Source organism: Rhizobium sp. AB2/73 (assembly GCF_020871915.1).
In the GTDB taxonomy this organism is placed as follows: Bacteria; Pseudomonadota; Alphaproteobacteria; order Rhizobiales; family Rhizobiaceae; genus Rhizobium; species Rhizobium dioscoreae.
Window position 1 is genome coordinate 534,108 of the sequence record NZ_CP067071.1, and the last position, 17,988, is coordinate 552,095.

Here is a 17,988-nt window from a genome sequence, read left to right on the forward strand (position 1 = left end):
TTCGGAACGAAATAGCGTGCCTGACGTTTTCCCGACAGAGCGACGGCAATTCCGCTGTCGCAGCCAAGGAGGCGTCAGACATGAGCAGCACGACCGACAAGGTGTCCGGTAAGGCGAACGAAATTGCCGGCAAGGCCAAGCAGATGGCCGGCAAGGCGACGAATGACAAGGAAATGCGCGCCAAGGGCGCTGCACAGGAAGCCAAGGGGAAGGTGCAAACCGCCGTTGGCAAGGCCAAGGATAAGGTCAAGGGGGCGGTGGACCGGATGTGACCGGCTGCTTGTTTTTGTCAATCCATGGTCGCTGCTCCGTCTGAATTGACGTCGAAGCGGCGATGTTGGGAGGAAGAGCCTGTTACGGAAACGTGGCAGGCTCTTTATTGCCGGCCAATAAGTTTTCCGAGGGGGAGCATGCGGCTTTTCACGTGCGATCATTGCGGACAGCCTGTTCATTTCGATAACAGGCAATGTATTCGATGTGGTCATCAGCTCGGTTTCGTCCCGGATCACTTGGCGATATATGCCCTGGAAGCAGAAACTGAGACGAACTGGCATCCGGTCTCCGAACAGACGCGGCATCTTCGCTTCTGCGCGAATGCCGAACTCGATATCTGCAATTGGCTCATTGATGCGGACGATCCGCAGCCCTATTGCGTTGCATGCCGGCACAATCGTCTCGTGCCGAACACCGGCACGCAACAGGGTATAGATCGCTGGCGGCGCATCAGCCAGGCGCAGCGGCATTTGTTTTATTCGCTCTTGAGGTGGAACCTACCGCATCCCGATCGGCAGCAGGACCCCGAAGGTGGGCTCGTCTTCGATTTCCTGGAGGATGAGGTGCAGGGCAATACCGTGGTACCGGCGATGACCGGTCACGAGGAGGGACTGATCGCCATTCGGGCCGCCGAGGCCGACGATGTGACGCGCGAACAGGCGCGCACGTTGATGAACGAGCCCTATCGCACCTTGCTCGGCCACTTCCGCCACGAGACCGGTCATTTCATCTGGAACAAGCTTGTCCGCGATCGTGGACAATTCGATGCTTTTCGCGCCGTCTTCGGCGACGAGCGCGCCGATTATGGCGCCGCACTACAGGCCCATTACGACCATGGCCCGCCTGCAAACTGGCAGGAAAGTTTCATCAGCGCCTATGCCAGCTCCCATCCCTGGGAGGATTTTGCCGAGTGCTTCGCGCATTATCTGCACATCGTGGATACGCTGGAAACGGCTCGTTCCTTCGGCCTGGCAATCGATCCCCATCGCTATCACGACATGGCGGCCGAGGTGGATTTCAATCCTTACAAGGCAGAAAGCGCCGAGCAGCTCGTCAGCGCCTGGATCCCTTTGAGCGTAGCGATCAATTCCATCCAGCGCAGCATGGGGCAGCCGGATTCCTATCCCTTCATTCTCTCGCCGCCGGTGGTCGCCAAGCTCGACTATATCAGGGAATTGATCGACAACGCCTGATCGGCGCTGCCGTTACTGATGACGCTAAGCGCGCTTCGTCAGCGGAAAGCGTTCCTTGAGCAGACGGACCACCGAATCCGAGCCCATCGGCGGACCGAAGATGAAGCTCTGGCCGTAGCTGCAGCCGATCTTGGCGAGCTCCAGCGCGTCCTCTTCCGATTCGATGCCCTCGGCGACGACGCGCATGTTGAGTTCACGCGCCATGGAAATGACCGAACGCAGCAGCACCGCCTTCTTGTCGCTATCGTCGCGGACCAACGCCTTGTCAAGCTTGATCGTATCGAAGGGGAAGCGGGTGAGATAGGCGAGCGAGGAATAGCCGGTGCCGAAATCATCGAGCGCCAAACCGATGCCGGCTTCGCGCAGCTTGTCGAGCACGAGCCGCGCCTGTTCCGGATTCTCCATCACCTGCGATTCCGTCAGCTCCAGCTTGATGCGGCTTGGATCGCAATGGGTCTTGGCGAGCAGGGCGCGGATATCGTCGTAAAGCTCGTTGTTGAGCAGCTGTACGCTGGAAAGATTGATGGAGACGAACAGCGGCAGGTCGCCAGTCTGTCGTTGCCATGCCTTGAGGTCGTTCGTTGCCTGCTCCAGTGCGAACATGCCGAGCGGACCGATGATGTCGGAAGCCTCCGCGATCGGGATGAATTCCGATGGCGGAATGTTGCCGCGCTTCGGATGTTCCCAGCGCATCAGCGCCTCGAAGCCTGCGATTTCTGCATCCTCAAGCCGAACGATCGGCTGATAGACGAGCGAAAGCTCCTTGCGTTCGACGGCGCGGCGCAGATCGGTTTCGAGCTGCAGCCGGTCGGTGCCGAAGCTGCGGAAGGCAGGTTGGAAAGGTTCGACGCGGTTGCCGCCGGCGCGCTTGGCGCGATACATGGCGAGTTCCGCATCGCTCAGCATCCCGGCCGCATTTTCCTGCTGGTCGACCCACGAGGTCAACCCGACCGATGCCGTCAAAATGATCTCGCGGTTGGCGAAATTGATCGGCACCATGATCGCCTTGCTGATCGCGTCGGCGAAGTCGGCGACCTTGGCGGGATCGCGTTCGGAAACGAGGATGAGGCCGAACTGGTCGCCCGAAAGACGCGCCAGCGTATCCTGCGGCTTCATCAGGCGGCGAAGGCGACGGGTCAACGCGATCAGGATATTGTCGCCTGCGGCAAAGCCAAGCGTATCGTTGACGAGTTTATAGCGATCGATGTCGATGACCATGACCGTCGGCCGCAATTGATTTCCATCGGAAGCCAGCGTCAGAACGGCTTGCAGGCGATCGAGGAAGACCTGACGGTTCGGCAATCCCGTGAGATTGTCGTGCACGGCGTCGTGGAGCAATCGTTCGACTGAATTCTTCTGTTCGGTAATATCGACGATCGTGCCGACACAGCGAATGATCTCGCCGTTCGACCCCAGCACCGGCCGGGCGCGGATCGACAGCCAGTGGAAATGTCCATCCTCCGCACGGATGCGGAATTCATGGTTCAATCGGCCGCGCCTATGCTCCAGAAGGACGTCGAGCGTCGCTCGGAAGCGGTCGCGGTCGTCGGGATGCAGCCGCGGCAGCCAGTTGCGCGCCGCGCCATGCATGGTTCCGGGCGAGAGGCCGAGCTTCACCGAGATATCGGGCGTCGTCACCACGCGGTCGCGCGCCACGTCCCAGTCCCATACGGTATCACCGGAGCCCGTCAGCGCCAGGGACTGCCGCTCCAGATCCGAGAACAGGCCCTGCTGGAAGGCGCCGCCGGCAAAGGCGTGCTGCATGACGGTGAAGCCGATCAGCAGGACGATGAGAACGAGGCCGCCGCCGAGTGCCGGCTGGATGATGTCATTGTCGAGCTTGCCCATGACTGTCATCCAGGCGCCGAACAACCAGACGAGGATCAGCGCCCAGGCCGGCACGAGCAGGATGGCCCGGTCATAACGGCTGAAGCCGAGATAGATGATGAGCAGCAGGCCGGCTGTTGCCGTCAGCGCCAGCGACAGCCGCGCAATGCCTGCCGCAATCGACGGATCGTAGATCGCCACGCCGAAGAGGAGGGCAAGGCCGAGCACCCAGGCAAGCGTTACATAGCCGAGATGGGCGTGCCAGCGATTGAGATTGAGATAGGTGAACAGGAAGATCACCAGGCTAGACGCGAGCGCCACCTCCGCACAGGCGCGCCATATTCGCTGGTCGCTTGACGTGATGCTGATGAGCTTGCCGAGGAAGCCGAAGTCCACGCAGATGTAGCCGAGTACTGCCCAGGCGAGCGCGGCCGTCGCCGGCAGCATCGACGTGCCCTTGACGACGAAAAGAATGGTCAGGAACACCGCCAGCAGGCCGGCAATCCCTAGCACGATGCCGCGATACAGCGTGAAGGCGTTGACCGTATCCTTGTAGGCATTCGGTTCCCAGAGATAGAGCTGCGGCAGGTTCGGTGACGAAAGTTCGGCGACGAAGGTGACAACGGCGCCGGGGTTCAACGTGATACGGAAGACGTCAGCCTCGTCGCTCGGCTGACGATCGAGCGCAAAACCTTCGCTCGGCGTGATCGCGACGATGCGCTGCGAGCCGAGATCGGGCCAGAAGACCTTTGAATTCACGAGACGGAAATGCGGCGCGACGATGACGCGCTCAAGCTGCTCTTCGGAAACGTTGGCGAGCGCGAAAACCGCCCAGTCGCCCTGATGATTGGGCGAAGAGGAGCGAACCTCGATGCGGCGGCGGATGCCGTCGGCGCCGGCCGCCGTCGAAACCTGGAAGGCTTCACCCTGATTGGTGTAGATTTCGGTCGTCGCTGTGAGATCGAGAGCAGTATCGTCGCGCGAGATCTTCACGGGCTCGGCTGCATCGGCCATCCCGGCGATCAACAGCAGCATGGCGGCCGCAAGCGTTGCGATCACGGCGCATAGCCGGCGGGCCGTTGGCCACGTCTGCATCATTCCGGCGATCATCGCTGGTCGAAGCTTCGGTTCGGGTTGGTGTCGGATGCCAACCTTGAAAACATCACATGATCGCGCCACTGACCGTTGATTTTAAGATAACCGCGCAAATGACCTTCCCGCTGGAAACCGGCTTTTTCCAAAAGCCGCATGCTACGCTCGTTATCCGGAATACAGGCTGCTTCAATTCGGTGCAACTCAAGTCCGGAAAAGATATAGGGTATAACCAACTGAAGTGCGGCGAACATATGGCCCTGACCGGAGTAGCGCTCGCCCATCCAATATCCGATCATGCAGCTCTGCGCGGCACCGCGGCGAATATAGCCGATCGTGATGCCGCCAACCAGCGTCATGTTTTCCCTGAGAAAAATGAAGAGCGGTATGGCCTGGCCGGAGCTGTATTCCTGCTTTCCGCGGATGATGCGTGCCCGATAAGCGCCCTCGGTCAGCTCGTCATGTCGCCAGGTAGGCTCCCAGGGTTCGAGAAAGCGCCGGCTTTCCGCCCGAAGCTTATGCCATTGATTGAAATCGGAGTAGCGCGGCAGACGCAGCAAATAACTGTCGTTTTCGAGTTCAACCGCGTCCGTATGACGTGAGAGAAACCGAAAGACAGATTTTTGCATGCTGCCAAGCACTCCCCCGAGAATTGCACCCATAGGCTCGCGGCGTGCCCTTAGCCGCTTGCGCTTCTGGAGGCAGGGACCGGCGCCGACAGCGAGGTTACGATGTCCTCCATCGGCGCGAGCTGCTCCAGCGGCCCGATCGCAGAAAGCGTCGGTACTGTATCGAAGAACAGGCGGCCGGCAAGATCCGTCAGGCGGTCGATCGTGATGCCTTCCAGGCGCTCCAGCATCTCCTGGTTCGGGATGGGGCGGCCATAAAGCATCATCTGTCTTGCGACCTGGCCAGCGCGGGCGGCCGGGCTTTCCTGGCCCATCAGCAGCTGTGCGCGGATCTGGGCGCGGGCGCGCTCGATTTCCTGCTGCTGAATGTCATGCGAGGATTTATGCAGCTCGTCGACGATAACGGGCAGCAGTTCCGGCAGGTTCTCGCCGCCGGTTGCCGCATGGATGCCAAAGATGCCCGTGTCGGAGAAGCCCCAATGAAAGGCATAGACCGAATAACAGAGGCCGCGGAATTCGCGCACTTCCTGGAAAAGGCGCGAGGACATGCCGCCGCCGAGGATATTGGCGAGGATCTGCGAGCAATAGAAATCGCGGGTATGATAGGCGCGGCCTTCGAAGCCGAGCAGGATCTGCGCATCCATCAGGTCGCGGGTTTCGCGAATGTTGCCGCCGATATAACGCGCCGGTTCGATAACGGGCGGAGCGGACGGTTTGATCGGCAGGCTGGAGAAGCGCTCCTCGACCTGACGCACGAAGCTTTCATGGTCGACAGCGCCGGCCGCCACGACGAACATGCGGTCGGTCGTATAGTTGCGGCCGAGATAATGGCGGATCTGTTCCGGTGAGAAGGAGACGACGGTCTCCGGTGTGCCGAGAATGGCGCGCCCAAGCGTCTGGCCGCGATAGGCGACCTCGGAAAACTTGTCGAATACGACATCGTCGGGCGTGTCGTTCGCGGCATTGATTTCCTGCAGGATGACCTGCTTTTCGCGCGCCAGCTCTTCCTCGTCGAAAGCGGATTCCGTCAGGATATCGGCAAGGATATCGACGGCGAGCGGCACATGATCCTTCAGCACGCGGGCATAATAAGACGTGGTTTCCGTCGAGGTGGCGGCATTGACTTCTCCGCCGACATTCTCGATTTCCTCGGCGATCTGCCGGGCGGAGCGCCGCGCCGTGCCCTTGAACGCCATATGTTCGAGCAGATGCGCGATACCGTGTTCTGCCTCGGTTTCGTTACGCGAACCCGACTTGATCCAAACGCCGAGTGCCACGCTTTCGAGGTGTGGCATCGATTGGGTCGCTACTGTCAGCCCGGACGCTAGCCGGGTGCACTCCACTGTCATCGCCTGTCTTTCCGCGTCTGTTATTCGCCGGTCCGGGCATGCTTGCCGATAAAGCTTTCAACGGCTTTAAGTTCCGGATCGAGAATGTCGAAACGCTCCTCCCTGGTCATCAGACCAGCAAGCCACGTCGGAAGCGCCGGGTCAATACCGGATGCGGATTTTACTGCGGCAGGGAATTTTGCCGGGTGTGCTGTCGCAAGCGTTACCATCGGGCTGCTGGGACGCTCGTTCTTGTCCGCAATGAAGACGCCGATCGCCGTATGCGGATCGAGCAGATAGCCTGTGTCGGCAAGGGTTTTGCGGATCGTTTCGGCCACCTGCTTCTCGCTGGCGCGGCCGGCTCGGAAGTCCTTCTTGATAAACTTCAAGGCTTCTTCGCTGACTGAAAATCCGTTCGACTGCTTCAGGCTTTCCATGGCGGCGCGCACCTTGGAGGCATCCCGGCCGTTGGCCTCGAAGAGCAGCCGCTCGAAATTGGAGGAGATCTGGATATCCATCGACGGCGAGGTGGTGGCTTTTACCGAGCGCATCTCATAGCGGCCTGACTTCAGCATGCGCGCCAGGATATCGTTCTCGTTGGTGGCGATGACCAGCTTTTCGATCGGCAGGCCCATGCGCTTGGCGACGTAGCCGGCGAAAATATCGCCGAAATTGCCCGTCGGCACCGTGAAGGAAATCTTTCGGTCAGGACCGCCAAGAGCAACAGCGGTGGTGAAATAGTAGACCACCTGCGCCATGATTCGCGCCCAGTTGATGGAATTGACGCCGGAGAGCCTCACCTTGTCGCGGAAGGGGGCATCGTTGAACATGGCTTTGACGAGGTTCTGGCAATCGTCGAAATTGCCCTTGATGGCCAGCGCATGCACATTTGCTGCCGTCGAGGTGGTCATCTGCCGCTGCTGCACCGGCGAGACTTTTCCATGCGGGAAGAGAATGAAGATGTCGGTGCGCTCGCGGCCGGCAAAGGCGTCGATTGCCGCGCCGCCGGTATCGCCCGAGGTCGCGCCGACGATGGTCGCCCGCTGGCCGCGCTTCTCCAGCGCATAGTCCATCAACCGCGCCAGCAGCTGCATGGCGACATCCTTGAAGGCGAGTGTCGTGCCGTGAAAAAGCTCCATGACGAAGCTGTTCGGCCCCGTCTGGACGAGCGGCGCCACCGCCGGATGCCGGAAGGTGGCATAGGCATCGTCGATCATGCCGCGGAAGACATCGGCCGGGATTTCGCCATTGGTGAAGGGCGAAAGCACGGCGAAGGCGACATCCTGATAGCTCTTGCCGCGAAAGGCGCGGATTTCCTTCTTCGTCAGGACCGGCCATTCACGGGGAACATACAGCCCGCCGTCACGAGCAAGGCCGGCCAGAAGAGCGTCACAGAAGCCAAGGGCAGGGGCTTCTCCCCGCGTTGAAATGTAGTCCACGGTCTAGAATTCCTTTGGTCGCAAAATTGCCTGAGTGATCGATTGAGAGGGTAGAGGAACGAAGCGACGGCGGCCGGTCTTTTTGCGTCGGATCAGCCGCGTGGTTTTCGCGTTTGCGCAAGGCGCGTGGGATCGGCGCCATGTAGCGTCTGCTTGTGGCAATGTGTCGATCTCGAAAAGTGAGCCAAAACGGTGTCTACCCAATCGATTTTTCGCTGCGTCGCTGGTATAGACCATCGCCAAGTGTCATAAAAGGCCCGTTTGACAGGCTGCAGGCCGATAATGTGAATTATATGGAGAGGGTGGAATTATAGTGTTTGGCAAGGTTTCGCGTCGTCTTTTCTCCGCTTCGCTTCTGGCATTGCTGACGAGCTGCAGCACTCTCGGCATCGGCGGCAACAGTGAAAAACAGCCGGCAACGGATGTAACGGTAGCGCCGCAAACCGGAACCACGACTGCCGCACCTACGGGCGGTCAGACCTATGTCGCCGGCAAGTGCCCGCAAGCTGTCATCCGTGACGAGGATTCGGTCTATCGCACCTACACCAAGGGCGCCAAGGATGATCCGAAACAGCTGGTCTACCAGGCTTCGCTGGCTCAGGCGACCCGCCAGTGCACCACGGACGGAACAAGCCTCGGCATTCACGTCGTGGCGCAGGGGCGCCTGGTTGCTGGTCCCATGGGCAGCTCCGGCAAGGTAACCCTGCCGATCCATGTTGCGGTCATGGACAATGACAACGCACTCTACAGCAAGACCATCATGTATACGGCGGAAATCCCGCCGGGCGAAAGCACGGCGCAGTTCCTCTTCACGGACGATGACATCCAGGTTGCCGGCGGCTCGGGCGGCTTCACCATCGTCCAGATCGGCTTCGATCAAGGCCCGCAGAAGCCGGCAAAGGGCGAAAAGCCGGCGCGTAAGAAGCGTCACTAAGGTTGGGGTAGTAGGCAGTAGGCAGTAGGCAGTAGGCAGTAGGAAAAGATCACCTTGTCCTTGCTGCCGCCGGCACTATGGCCGCAACATCTATTGCCTATTCCTCAGAGCACGCCGTCCCATTCGGCGAGCGCCATGACCACGCCCGGCAAGTCGGCCATGCGGCTGACGACGGTTTCGGCGCCAGCATCGGTCAGACGGTCGGCATGCGAAGGATAGGTGTGCGATGCTCCCGTGAAGCCGATGACGCGCATGCCGGCGGCGCGCGCCGCCTGAACGCCGTGAACCGAATCCTCGACGACAATCGTATTGGCCGGGCTGACGTTCATCTGCTTGGCGCCATGCAGGAAGATGTCCGGCTTGGGCTTTACGCGGTCGGCGCCGAGATCCTTGGCGGAAAAGATATTCGGCGCAAACAGTTTGAGGTAGCCGACCTTCGTCAGCATCATCTCGATGCGGGCGAAGCTGGAATTCGAGCAGATGCAGCGCGGTATCGGCAGGCGTGACAGCGCCAGCGGAACGCCAGGGATAGGCTGAACGTCGCTGGCAAGCGCCAGGTCGAGCAGCTTTTCCGATTTGTCGAGCAGCGAAGCGGAGAGGGGAATGCTGGCCTCGCGCTCGACTTCGAACAGGATGTTGCGCCAGGTCATGCCGGCGAAGCGTTCACCCATTTCCTCGGTGCTGATCGTATAGCCCGCATCGGTCAGCAGTTTGGATTCGACTTGTGCCGCGATGATTTCCGAATCGACCAGAACGCCGTCGCAGTCGAAGATGATGAGGTCGAAGCCATTGCTCATGAAATTGCTGCCTTTGATGTGGCTGGGTTCGGCACGCTCCAGGAAACCATTGGTGTTTCGGGACATGCTCTGAAAAATGACCGCCGGGCTTTACACGATATGTGAGCAAAGCTCAACCAATCGGCGGGCATGGCTGCGCTGCAGTGAGCGAAAGGGTCAAAATTCGCAAAAGAGGTGATGACTGTTGCTTGTCGCTCGACATCGGACAGGGTCGCCATTAAGGATCGGCCATGGCCAAGGAGCGCGACGACACCATTGCCAGCCGCATCAGCCGGGTGCTTGCCGACCGCATCATCCGCGGCGAGATCGCGCCCGATGCCCGCCTGCGGCAGGATCACATCGCCGAGGAGTTCGGCACCAGCCATGTGCCCGTGCGCGAGGCGTTCCGGCGGCTCGAGGCGCAGGGGCTGGCGATCAGCCTCCCGCGTCGCGGCGTGCGCGTCGCCTCCTTCGATCTCAAGGAAGTCCGCGAGGTCGCGGAGATGCGCGCAGCCCTTGAAGGTCTTGCACTCAAGCATGCGACCCCGCATCTGACGTCAGCCATTCTGGACGAGGCCGAGCAGGCGACACGCGATGGCGATGCTGCCGGTGATGTCCACGCCTGGGAGGAAGCAAACCGTCGTTTCCATCGCCTGATTCTGGCGCCCTGCGGCATGGCGCGTCTTCTTGCCGCCATCGATGACTTGCATGCGGCGAGCGCCCGCTTTCTCTTTTCTGCCTGGCAATCCGGCTGGGAAAAACGAACGGATCATGACCACCGCGCCATTCTGGCGGCGCTGCGCCAAGGGCGGGCCGACGAGGCGGCTGCTATTCTGCAGAAACATGTGCAATGGATCGGCCGCGCGCCGGTGCGCACGCCTACCGGATCGACACGCGACGCTTTCGCAATCGTCGGCTAAAAATTATAGATAATTTTGAGATGCCTTGTAGGGCGTGCCTCGCGAGCTGTGCTCCGCGCGGAGTTTCTTCGTTTTGCCGCGGCTGCATCCCGATCGGCATTTCAGCTGCGGTGCGCCGCACTTTTTGATTTATTACTCTTAATTTTCAATGGTATTTCGCGCTTACTCAAAATATCCGGAGCTTGCCACTTGCCTGATTTCGCAATCTCTCTCATAAAATAGATGAGACTTAAAAATTATCTATAATTTTGAAAGGAGAGCCTATGTCCCTGTTGCAGCATCACGATGAAGTCGCTTTCGATCCGCTTCGCCTCGGGCAGCGTTCGCTTGTTGCCAAGACTGTGTTCGTTCTCGCCGGAACACTGATCCTGGCACTGGCATCGCGAATCTCGGTGCCGATGGTGCCGGTGCCGATCACCATGCAGACATTCGCGATTACCATGATCGGCGCTCTCTATGGCTGGCGTCTCGGTGCGGTCACCGTTCTCGCCTGGCTGGGCGAAGCTGCGATCGGCTTTCCGGTGCTCGCCGGCGGGGCAGGCGGCATTGCGCCCTTCATGGGTCCGACGGCCGGTTATCTCGCCTCCTTCCCGATCATTGCCGCCCTCGTCGGCTGGCTTACCGAACGAGGCTGGAGCGGCAACCGTGTCGTGCGCAGCTTCCTGGCGCATCTCTCGGCCAACATTCTCTGCCTTGCGATCGGCGGCGCATGGCTTGCAGCGCTGATCGGCGCGGAAAAAGGCTGGCTGCTTGGCGTGGCGCCTTTCATCCTCGGCGCCGTCCTCAAGTCCGCACTTGCAGCCGCAGTACTGAAGACCATCCAAACCTATAGCGGCAAGGCGCGTCTGAATTGACCGTCAGGCTTCGCGCCCACCATCTGCTCTGCATGCTGACCTTTGTCGGTGAAGGCTATACCTCGGCCTTCACCGACAATTATCGCCGCATCGCCGAGCGGCTGTCGGAAGGGGAGGAGATCAAACTGGTCTCCGGCCCTGATGACATCTGCGCTCCGCTCCTGAACGGGGAGGAGCCGCACTGCTTCAAGGCCTCGGTCATCGAGCGGGATACGGCTGCCCTTACCGATGTCGCGGCCTTGCTGGGCGAAGAGATCGGCATAGGCGCGGTGCTGGTGCCTGATGCCAGCTTGCTTGCAAAACTCCGCCGGAATTTCGCCAGCGGTGAGATCCGTCACGCCTGCATCGGCTGCGAATGGGGTGAGCTCTGCAGCCGCATTGCTGCAAGCAATTTCAGCGGTGTCCTGATCAAGGCAGCTTAAGGCGTGTTATCCAGCTCTGATGAGGCCTCTGGCTGCCGGGCGCCATCGCTCAACTCAAGTGGAAAGAGCGCCAGAAAGCGGCGCTCGCCCTCGGGCGTGAAGAAAATCGAGCGGCTGTTTTCGGTGCGCCGCGCCCAACCCTTATCGAGGAAGTTCGAAAGCAGCGCCTTGCCGAGACTGCCGGCGAGATGCGCGCGCCGCTCGCTCCAATCCAGGCAGGATCGGCAAAGCGGGCGGCGGCTCGAGCGCAATCCGGAGACGTCGATGCCGATCGTTCCAAGATGCCTTTCGCCATCGGCTGTCAGGTTCAGACCTTCGCCCACCGCGGAGATCGACCCGGCCTCGATCAGGCTGTCGAGCATGCGCACGCCGTAATCGCCGGCCAGGTGGTCGTAGCAGATGCGTGCCTTGCGCAAGGCCGGCTCCCTCGGGCCGGGACGATGGCGCAGATGGCCACGGCTGGCTGCAAAACCCATGATACCCTCAAGCAGCTTGCCGACCCGATCGTCCGCCAGCGTGAAATAGCGATGGCGGCCCTGCTTGCGCTGTGTCAGCAGGCCTCCCGCTTCAAGTTTGGCAAGATGGGCGCTGGCGGTCTGCAACGTCACGCCGGCAGCCGCCGCCAGTTCCGTTGCCGTCAACGCCCGGCCGCCCATCAGCGCTGTCAAAATGTTCGCTCGCGCGGGATCGCCGATCAGCGAGCCGATCTGTGCTATGTCTGGACCTTCCTTCATACTTCGATCGTAACCGAACCATCTCCGTGCTGCAATGTGCGAAAACAGCGGCATCAGCAAAGGAGAAAATCCATGATTACCTGTCTCATCCGCTACCAGATCGACCCGTTCAAGCACGACGCCTTCGCAGAGTATGGCAAAGCCTGGGGCCAGGTCATCCCACGCAATGGCGCGGACCTGATCGGCTATTTCGCTCCGCATGAAGGCTCGCTGACAACGGCCTATGGCATCTACAACATCGAAAATCTCGCCGCCTACGAGGCCTATCGCAAGAGCCTCGCCGCCGATCCCCTGGCGCAGGCCAATCTCGATTTTGCCCGCCGCGAGCGCTTCATCTTGCAGGAAGACCGCATTTTCCTGAAGAATGTCTCGCTGCCGCATGCTCTGAGGATATCGCCGTGATCGCAGTCATTTTCGAAGTCATTCCCCATCCCGACGAACGCCAGCACTACCTCGATATTGCCGCAGGGCTGCGGTCGGAACTGGAAGCGATCGACGGTTTCGTCTCCATCGAACGCTTCGAAAGCCTGACCCAGCCGGGCAAGATCTTGTCGCTGTCCTTCTGGCGCGACGAGACCGCAGTTCGCGAATGGCGAAACCGCGAAGCGCATCGCGCCGCCCAGAAAGCGGGGCGCAAGACTGTCTTTGCCGACTATCGTTTGCGTGTCGCTCAGGTGCTTCGCGATTACGGGATGACGGAACGGGCCGAAGCGCCCAACGATAGCCACGCAGTCCACGACATCTAAGGCTTTCGGCGCGATAGCGCCTTTCGAGAGACCTGTATTCCCGGCGGTTTCGCCGGGAATGCAGAAAATATGACGTCGCTTTAGCCTTTGGTAACCAAGTTGGGTAACCATAACACTCAGTTAAGAGCACCGAGTAAGTGTAACAGCGAGTATCAAATGGCGTCAGTTTTCCCGCTTGCCGACCTCAGGACTTCAGCCGTTCCGGGGTCCTGGATCGACACGATCATCAAGGGCGATTGCGTGGCCGCTCTTGAGGCACTGCCCAATCAATCCGTCGACGTCATCTTCGCGGACCCGCCGTACAATCTCCAGCTTGGCGGCACGCTGCATCGTCCGGACCAGTCGCTGGTCGACGCTGTCGATGACGAATGGGACCAGTTCGCCTCCTTCGAAGCCTACGACGCCTTCACCCGCGCCTGGCTGCTCGCCTGCCGCCGCGTGCTGAAGCCGACGGGCACGATCTGGGTCATCGGCTCCTATCATAACATCTTCCGCGTCGGCGCGACGCTGCAGGATCTGAACTTCTGGATCCTCAACGACATCGTCTGGCGCAAGACCAACCCGATGCCGAATTTCAAGGGCCGCCGCTTCCAGAACGCGCATGAGACGATGATCTGGGCGAGCCCGAACGCCAAGGCGAAGGGCTATACCTTCAATTACGACGCAATGAAGGCCGCCAACGACGACGTGCAGATGCGCTCCGACTGGCTGTTCCCGATCTGCAGCGGCAATGAGCGGCTGAAGGGCGACGACGGCAAGAAGGTGCATCCGACGCAGAAGCCGGAAGCGCTGCTGGCCCGTGTCATCATGGCCTCGTCCAAGCCCGGCGACATCATTCTCGATCCCTTCTTTGGATCGGGCACGACGGGCGCGGTTGCCAAGCGTCTCGGCCGCCACTTCGTCGGCATCGAGCGCGAGCAGGATTATATCGATGCGGCCAGCGCCCGCATTGCGGCCGTCGAACCGCTCGGCAAGGCGGAACTGACCGTCATGACCGGCAAGAAGGCGGAAGTGCGCGTTGCGTTCAACGTTCTCATCGAAAGCGGCCTCATCAAACCCGGCCAGGTGCTGACCGATGCAAAGCGTCGCTATAGCGCCATCGTGCGTGCCGACGGCACGGTCGCTTCCGGCGGCGAGGCCGGCTCCATTCATCGCCTTGGCGCGAAAGTTCAGGGCCTTGATGCATGCAATGGGTGGATGTTCTGGCACTTCGACGACGGCCGTGCCCTGCGTCCGATCGACGAACTCAGAGCTATCATCCGCAGCGATCTGGCGAAGGTTGAGTAGCCTCAGCCATTTCCGGCAAACATATCCGCCTTCTTCCGCCGTGTACCTCCAGTCAGGGAAGAAGGTGAAATGCGCAGGGCCTTGCCGGACGATCTATCCGGCAAGGCCCTGCGCGTCTTGAGCTTCAGATTTTAGAAGTCCTGGTAATCCGTGACATCGACGCGCACGACGCGGCCTTCCTCATCGAAGGTGATCGTTTCCTCGCCCTCGCGAATCAGCGGCTTGCCCGTCTTGCTGTTAGTGGCTCGTACCGACCAGACGGCGCGGCCGGACAGCGGCGTCAGCGTCTCCACCAGGGAGTTGGATGCCGTCTGGTCCGGATAGGTATCGAAATAGCCGCGAAAGGCCTCCATGATCGCCGCGCGGCCGGCAAGGCTGCCGACGCCGTTCGAAACATAGGTGGCATTCTCGGCGAAGAAATTCTCGATCGCCTCATAGTCCAGACGATTGATTGCGTCATGAAACAGATCGATGCGTTCTGCGGGATCGAAGGTCATCGGCTCAAACCTTTATGCCATGGGCGGCGAGATCGCTGCGCAGCTTCTCGGCGCCGGTGAAGTGAACAGCATGCCAGCCGGCAGCCCGCGCGCCTTCGACGTTCGGATAGGAATCGTCGATGAAGATCGTCGAGGCAGGGTCGAGACCGAAGCTCTTGGCGTGGGTATCATAAATCGCGACATCCGGCTTGATCAGGCCGATATCGCCCGAAACCGTCACGCCGCGCGGCTTTTTGAGGAAGGGATAGCGCTCCTGCGCCTCGCGAAAGGTATCGGAGGCAAAATTGGTCAGCATGGTGACGTCGCGGCCTTCCGCGATCAACTGTTCCAGAATGGCGACGCTGTCGTCATAGGCATGCGGAACCATCTCATGCCAATATTTACGGAAGCTGCGGATCTGCTCCTTACGCTCTGGATGATCGGCGATCAGCAACGCTTCGGCATCGCTCCAGGTGCGACCGCGATCCTGCTCGAGGTTCCATTCATGAGTGCAGACATTGGCGAAAAACCATTCACGCTCGGCATCGTCCGGAATGATCCGGCTGTAGGGAAGGTTTGGATCATAGTGGAGGAGAACCTTGCCGATATCGAAAACGATGTGCCGTATTTCCGTCGTCATGAATGAATTCCTGATTTTTGCTCTAAAGGCATTTTTGCGAACGCATTGGGAATAGCCTGAGCGATTGCTTTTTTCATGACTGTCGGGAGTGCCTGCTCTTCAAGATTTGTAACCGGCGCCCACCATCCGTCATGGTTGTCATTCTGCGTCACTGACTTGGCACGCCAGATCGACAATCTCAATTCGAAATGCGTGAAGACATGCGTTACCGTGCCTGCCGGCTGCCAGTCGGCCGGAAAGGGCGCAGCCTCGATGCCGGTCTCGCCGTCGATCCGGGCCGTCCAGCCGGTCGTCGGAACCTCGGTCATGCCGCCGAGCAACCCGCTTTCCACACGCCGCCGCAGGAAGATTTCCCCCTCGTCATTGACGGCGACGAAGGCCGCGCCCTGGCGCACCGGCTTCTCTTTCTTGGCTGCCTTGACCGGGAAACGTTCAGGATCATGTGCAGCCAGCGCCTGACAGGCGCCGTTGAAGGGACAGAGCGAACAGACCGGACGCTTGGGCGTACAAATCGTCGCGCCGAGATCCATCATCGCCTGGGCGAAATCGCCCGGCCGGTCGGCAGGTGTCAGCAGAGCTACCTTCTGCTTCATCAGCGGTTTGGCGCCGGGCAGCGGCGCCGAAATCGCGTAGAGGCGGGAAATGACCCGCTCGACATTACCGTCCATCACGGCTGCCTGGCGATTGAACGCGATGGCGGCGACGGCGGCGGATGTATAATCGCCGATGCCTGGAAGCGCCCGCAGCCCTTCCTCGGTGTCTGGAAAGCGGCCGCCGTGGTCTGCGGCAACCGCCTCGGCGCATTTCTTCAGATTGCGGGCGCGCGCATAATAGCCGAGCCCCGCCCAGGCGGCCATGACGTCTTCATTCACAGCGGCGGCGAGATCATTGACGGTCGGCCAGCGCTCCAGGAATTTCGCGAAATAGGCTTTGACCGCCGGCACCGTCGTCTGCTGCAGCATCACTTCCGACAGCCAGACGCGATAGGGGTCCGGTTTGACGCCGCGCGCGGCCATCGGCGGCGAGACCCGCCAGGGCAGGTCGCGATGATGGCGGTCGTACCAGGCAAGCAGCGATGCGGCCGTGGGGGATTCTAAAGTCGTCGTCATGATTTGCCGCGTCGAAGGGAAGTGCTCTATACTTGGCCAAGCTGCGTCGGACGATCAAGGTGCCGGACGCATAAAGCCTGTGTAGAGACCCGGTTGAAATGAGTTATCCCCGAAAAGGCGAAAAGCAGATTTCCGAGCTGACCAACGGCATCGTCGATCCGGTGCTGGCAAAGCGGGCCGGCATCAATACGACGCTGCTCGGCTGCTGGGACGAGATCGCCGGTGAGGATTTTGCCGATTGCACACGGCCGGAGAAGATCGCGTGGGCGAAGCGAACCGGTCCCGGCATGGACGATCGCTATCAGCCCGGCGTGCTGACGATCGCCTGCGAGGGCGCCCGCGCGCTCTTCCTGACCCATGCCCAGGGTGAACTCATCCAGCGCATCAACAGCTTCTTCGGTTTCTATGCCGTCAACCAGATCCGCATCGTGCAGAAGCCGGTATCGATCGCCTCGAAACGCTCCCGCACTCCGCCGCCTTTGAAGGGCGAGGCCGCGCGCAAGCTGGCTGACATGATGGACGGCATTGAAGATGAGAAGATCAGGGCCGCCGTCCAGCGTTTAGGAACGGCCATGGCTTGGAAGCGGCGCTAGAAGATAGCGAAGCTGAATTTCGAAATCCGGTTGGATATCCGTTCCCGAATTGCTATATTTGTATAGCAAACGGAGTTCAATGTTATGCTGGCCCTGAGGCTTCCGCCGGAAATTGAAGCAAGGCTCGATGAGCTCGCCAAGCGTACGGGGCGTAGCAAGAGTTTTTATGCGCGCGAAGCAATTCTCGAGCATCTTGATGATCTTGAGGATATCTATTTGGCGGAAAAGCGTCTCGAAGAGCTTCGCCGTGGTGAGAGTGACACCGTTTCGCTGGCCGAACTGATGGCGCGTTATGGCGTGGCGGATTGAATTTCAACGAGCCGCCGAGCGCGAACTAGACAAACTCGGACATGAGGTTTCCCGCCGAATCTTGAAGTTTCTTTACGACCGTGTTGCCAAGCTGGATGATCCGCGTGCCATCGGAGAGGCGCTGAAGGGCTCGGAACTCGGCGATTTCTGGAAATACAGAGTAGGGGATTATCGTATTATCGCGCACATAGAAGATAGAGCCGTGCGGATACTGATCGTTCGAATCGGCAACGGACGTGAAGTCTATCGAAAATAATCCGACCATGCTGTATTCGATACAGCTAATTGTCTCGTTGCGATTCCAGCAGCAATTTTGGCTCTTTGTCTTTCCCCGGTCACAATTCTTTGAAGAAAGTTGGCCAACCGTGCCTTGTTAGCGGCAAGCTGCCGTTATATCGCATGAAATA

The 17,988-nt window shown here is 60.0% G+C and carries 21 protein-coding genes; 12 read left to right on the plus strand and 9 right to left on the minus strand.

Going from position 1 to position 17,988, the window contains the following annotated elements:
* Window positions 1–80 precede the first annotated feature (80 nt).
* Both I8E17_RS02705 and I8E17_RS02710 read left to right on the plus strand, forming a co-directional pair.
* Complete coding sequence (locus tag I8E17_RS02705) at window positions 81–272, plus strand: CsbD family protein (protein WP_069613771.1); 192 nt, start codon at window positions 81–83, stop codon at window positions 270–272.
* Window positions 273–410: 138 nt separating this feature from the next.
* Window positions 411–1,466: a putative zinc-binding metallopeptidase gene (locus I8E17_RS02710; RefSeq protein WP_069613772.1), complete on the plus strand. Its 1,056-nt coding sequence runs from the start codon at window positions 411–413 to the stop codon at window positions 1,464–1,466.
* 24 nt (window positions 1,467–1,490) lie between these two features.
* Here I8E17_RS02710 and I8E17_RS02715 read toward each other — a convergent pair whose 3' ends face one another.
* Genes I8E17_RS02715 through thrC form a run of 4 tightly spaced genes read right to left on the minus strand, consistent with a single transcriptional unit; the run spans window position 1,491 to window position 7,781 of the window.
* Window positions 1,491–4,391, minus strand: a complete 2,901-nt coding sequence (locus I8E17_RS02715) for an EAL domain-containing protein (RefSeq protein ID WP_113366906.1) — start codon at window positions 4,389–4,391, stop codon at window positions 1,491–1,493.
* Between the two features lie 8 nt (window positions 4,392–4,399).
* Complete coding sequence (locus I8E17_RS02720) at window positions 4,400–5,014, minus strand: GNAT family protein (protein ID WP_069613774.1); 615 nt, start codon at window positions 5,012–5,014, stop codon at window positions 4,400–4,402.
* 50 nt (window positions 5,015–5,064) lie between these two features.
* The gene (locus tag I8E17_RS02725) at window positions 5,065–6,363 is read right to left on the minus strand and encodes a pitrilysin family protein (RefSeq protein ID WP_069613775.1); all 1,299 of its coding nucleotides are present in this window, start codon (window positions 6,361–6,363) and stop codon (window positions 5,065–5,067) included.
* Window positions 6,364–6,383: 20 nt separating this feature from the next.
* Window positions 6,384–7,781, minus strand: a complete 1,398-nt coding sequence (gene thrC / locus I8E17_RS02730; RefSeq protein ID WP_069613776.1) for a threonine synthase — start codon at window positions 7,779–7,781, stop codon at window positions 6,384–6,386.
* A 313-nt stretch (window positions 7,782–8,094) separates the two neighbouring features.
* Here thrC and I8E17_RS02735 point away from each other — a divergent pair, with 313 nt between their 5' ends.
* Window positions 8,095–8,715, plus strand: a complete 621-nt coding sequence (locus tag I8E17_RS02735; protein WP_069613777.1) for a hypothetical protein — start codon at window positions 8,095–8,097, stop codon at window positions 8,713–8,715.
* 104 nt (window positions 8,716–8,819) lie between these two features.
* Here I8E17_RS02735 and I8E17_RS02740 read toward each other — a convergent pair whose 3' ends face one another.
* The gene (locus tag I8E17_RS02740; protein WP_069613872.1) at window positions 8,820–9,512 is read right to left on the minus strand and encodes an HAD family hydrolase; all 693 of its coding nucleotides are present in this window, start codon (window positions 9,510–9,512) and stop codon (window positions 8,820–8,822) included.
* A gap of 230 nt (window positions 9,513–9,742) precedes the next feature.
* On the opposite strand from I8E17_RS02740, the gene I8E17_RS02745 reads away from it, so the two are divergent.
* The 3 genes from I8E17_RS02745 (at window position 9,743) to I8E17_RS02755 (ending at window position 11,687) form a co-directional block, all read left to right on the plus strand.
* Window positions 9,743–10,411 (plus strand): GntR family transcriptional regulator, encoded by a 669-nt coding sequence (locus tag I8E17_RS02745; RefSeq protein ID WP_069613778.1) that lies wholly within the window; start codon window positions 9,743–9,745, stop codon window positions 10,409–10,411.
* Between the two features lie 263 nt (window positions 10,412–10,674).
* Entirely contained in the window at window positions 10,675–11,265 is a 591-nt protein-coding gene (locus I8E17_RS02750; protein ID WP_069613779.1) for a biotin transporter BioY, read from the plus strand.
* Window positions 11,262–11,687, plus strand: coding sequence for a DUF1284 domain-containing protein (locus I8E17_RS02755; RefSeq protein WP_069613780.1), 426 nt, complete (start codon window positions 11,262–11,264; stop codon window positions 11,685–11,687). The genes I8E17_RS02750 and I8E17_RS02755 overlap by 4 nt, the downstream gene beginning before the upstream one ends.
* On the opposite strand, the gene I8E17_RS02760 is transcribed toward I8E17_RS02755, so the two are convergent.
* A complete protein-coding gene (locus I8E17_RS02760) occupies window positions 11,684–12,421 on the minus strand; it encodes a helix-turn-helix transcriptional regulator (protein WP_069613781.1) in 738 nt (245 codons plus the stop codon). The genes I8E17_RS02755 and I8E17_RS02760 overlap by 4 nt on opposite strands.
* Window positions 12,422–12,493: 72 nt before the next feature.
* Here I8E17_RS02760 and I8E17_RS02765 point away from each other — a divergent pair, with 72 nt between their 5' ends.
* From I8E17_RS02765 to I8E17_RS02775, 3 genes are all read left to right on the plus strand, one after another.
* The gene (locus I8E17_RS02765; RefSeq protein WP_069613782.1) at window positions 12,494–12,823 is read left to right on the plus strand and encodes an NIPSNAP family protein; all 330 of its coding nucleotides are present in this window, start codon (window positions 12,494–12,496) and stop codon (window positions 12,821–12,823) included.
* Window positions 12,820–13,167, plus strand: coding sequence for an antibiotic biosynthesis monooxygenase (locus tag I8E17_RS02770; protein ID WP_069613783.1), 348 nt, complete (start codon window positions 12,820–12,822; stop codon window positions 13,165–13,167). The genes I8E17_RS02765 and I8E17_RS02770 overlap by 4 nt, the downstream gene beginning before the upstream one ends.
* A 156-nt stretch (window positions 13,168–13,323) precedes the next feature.
* The gene (locus I8E17_RS02775) at window positions 13,324–14,454 is read left to right on the plus strand and encodes a site-specific DNA-methyltransferase (protein ID WP_069613784.1); all 1,131 of its coding nucleotides are present in this window, start codon (window positions 13,324–13,326) and stop codon (window positions 14,452–14,454) included.
* A 131-nt stretch (window positions 14,455–14,585) separates the two neighbouring features.
* On the opposite strand, the gene I8E17_RS02780 is transcribed toward I8E17_RS02775, so the two are convergent.
* The 3 genes from I8E17_RS02780 to mutY are packed head-to-tail and all read right to left on the minus strand — an operon-like array spanning window position 14,586 to window position 16,682.
* Window positions 14,586–14,951, minus strand: a complete 366-nt coding sequence (locus I8E17_RS02780; protein WP_069613785.1) for a nuclear transport factor 2 family protein — start codon at window positions 14,949–14,951, stop codon at window positions 14,586–14,588.
* A 4-nt stretch (window positions 14,952–14,955) separates the two neighbouring features.
* A complete protein-coding gene (locus tag I8E17_RS02785; RefSeq protein WP_069613786.1) occupies window positions 14,956–15,570 on the minus strand; it encodes an HAD family phosphatase in 615 nt (204 codons plus the stop codon).
* A complete protein-coding gene (gene mutY / locus I8E17_RS02790; protein WP_176728026.1) occupies window positions 15,567–16,682 on the minus strand; it encodes an A/G-specific adenine glycosylase in 1,116 nt (371 codons plus the stop codon). Before mutY ends, I8E17_RS02785 begins: the two co-directional genes overlap by 4 nt.
* Window positions 16,683–16,777: 95 nt before the next feature.
* On the opposite strand from mutY, the gene I8E17_RS02795 reads away from it, so the two are divergent.
* From I8E17_RS02795 to I8E17_RS02805, 3 genes are all read left to right on the plus strand, one after another.
* The gene (locus I8E17_RS02795; RefSeq protein ID WP_069613788.1) at window positions 16,778–17,272 is read left to right on the plus strand and encodes a DUF721 domain-containing protein; all 495 of its coding nucleotides are present in this window, start codon (window positions 16,778–16,780) and stop codon (window positions 17,270–17,272) included.
* A gap of 84 nt (window positions 17,273–17,356) precedes the next feature.
* Window positions 17,357–17,581: a DUF6290 family protein gene (locus tag I8E17_RS02800; RefSeq protein ID WP_069613789.1), complete on the plus strand. Its 225-nt coding sequence runs from the start codon at window positions 17,357–17,359 to the stop codon at window positions 17,579–17,581.
* A complete protein-coding gene (locus I8E17_RS02805) occupies window positions 17,565–17,837 on the plus strand; it encodes a type II toxin-antitoxin system RelE/ParE family toxin (RefSeq protein ID WP_083258227.1) in 273 nt (90 codons plus the stop codon). Before I8E17_RS02800 ends, I8E17_RS02805 begins: the two co-directional genes overlap by 17 nt.
* The last annotated feature ends 151 nt before the right edge of the window (window positions 17,838–17,988 follow it).

Bases quoted from the DNA above. Each gene is read 5' to 3' on its own strand.
- I8E17_RS02705 (WP_069613771.1), top strand. From the start codon at position 81: ATGAGCAGCACGACCGACAAGGTGTCCGGTAAGGCGAACGAAATTGCC.
- I8E17_RS02710 (WP_069613772.1), top strand. From the start codon at position 411: ATGCGGCTTTTCACGTGCGATCATTGCGGACAGCCTGTTCATTTCGAT.
- I8E17_RS02715 (WP_113366906.1), bottom strand. From the start codon at position 4,391: ATGATGCAGACGTGGCCAACGGCCCGCCGGCTATGCGCCGTGATCGCA.
- I8E17_RS02720 (WP_069613774.1), bottom strand. From the start codon at position 5,014: ATGCAAAAATCTGTCTTTCGGTTTCTCTCACGTCATACGGACGCGGTT.
- I8E17_RS02725 (WP_069613775.1), bottom strand. From the start codon at position 6,363: ATGACAGTGGAGTGCACCCGGCTAGCGTCCGGGCTGACAGTAGCGACC.
- I8E17_RS02740 (WP_069613872.1), bottom strand. From the start codon at position 9,512: ATGAGCAATGGCTTCGACCTCATCATCTTCGACTGCGACGGCGTTCTG.
- I8E17_RS02745 (WP_069613778.1), top strand. From the start codon at position 9,743: ATGGCCAAGGAGCGCGACGACACCATTGCCAGCCGCATCAGCCGGGTG.
- I8E17_RS02750 (WP_069613779.1), top strand. From the start codon at position 10,675: ATGTCCCTGTTGCAGCATCACGATGAAGTCGCTTTCGATCCGCTTCGC.
- I8E17_RS02760 (WP_069613781.1), bottom strand. From the start codon at position 12,421: ATGAAGGAAGGTCCAGACATAGCACAGATCGGCTCGCTGATCGGCGAT.
- I8E17_RS02765 (WP_069613782.1), top strand. From the start codon at position 12,494: ATGATTACCTGTCTCATCCGCTACCAGATCGACCCGTTCAAGCACGAC.
- I8E17_RS02775 (WP_069613784.1), top strand. From the start codon at position 13,324: ATGGCGTCAGTTTTCCCGCTTGCCGACCTCAGGACTTCAGCCGTTCCG.
- I8E17_RS02780 (WP_069613785.1), bottom strand. From the start codon at position 14,951: ATGACCTTCGATCCCGCAGAACGCATCGATCTGTTTCATGACGCAATC.
- I8E17_RS02785 (WP_069613786.1), bottom strand. From the start codon at position 15,570: ATGACGACGGAAATACGGCACATCGTTTTCGATATCGGCAAGGTTCTC.
- I8E17_RS02795 (WP_069613788.1), top strand. From the start codon at position 16,778: ATGAGTTATCCCCGAAAAGGCGAAAAGCAGATTTCCGAGCTGACCAAC.
- I8E17_RS02800 (WP_069613789.1), top strand. From the start codon at position 17,357: ATGCTGGCCCTGAGGCTTCCGCCGGAAATTGAAGCAAGGCTCGATGAG.
- I8E17_RS02805 (WP_083258227.1), top strand. From the start codon at position 17,565: ATGGCGTGGCGGATTGAATTTCAACGAGCCGCCGAGCGCGAACTAGAC.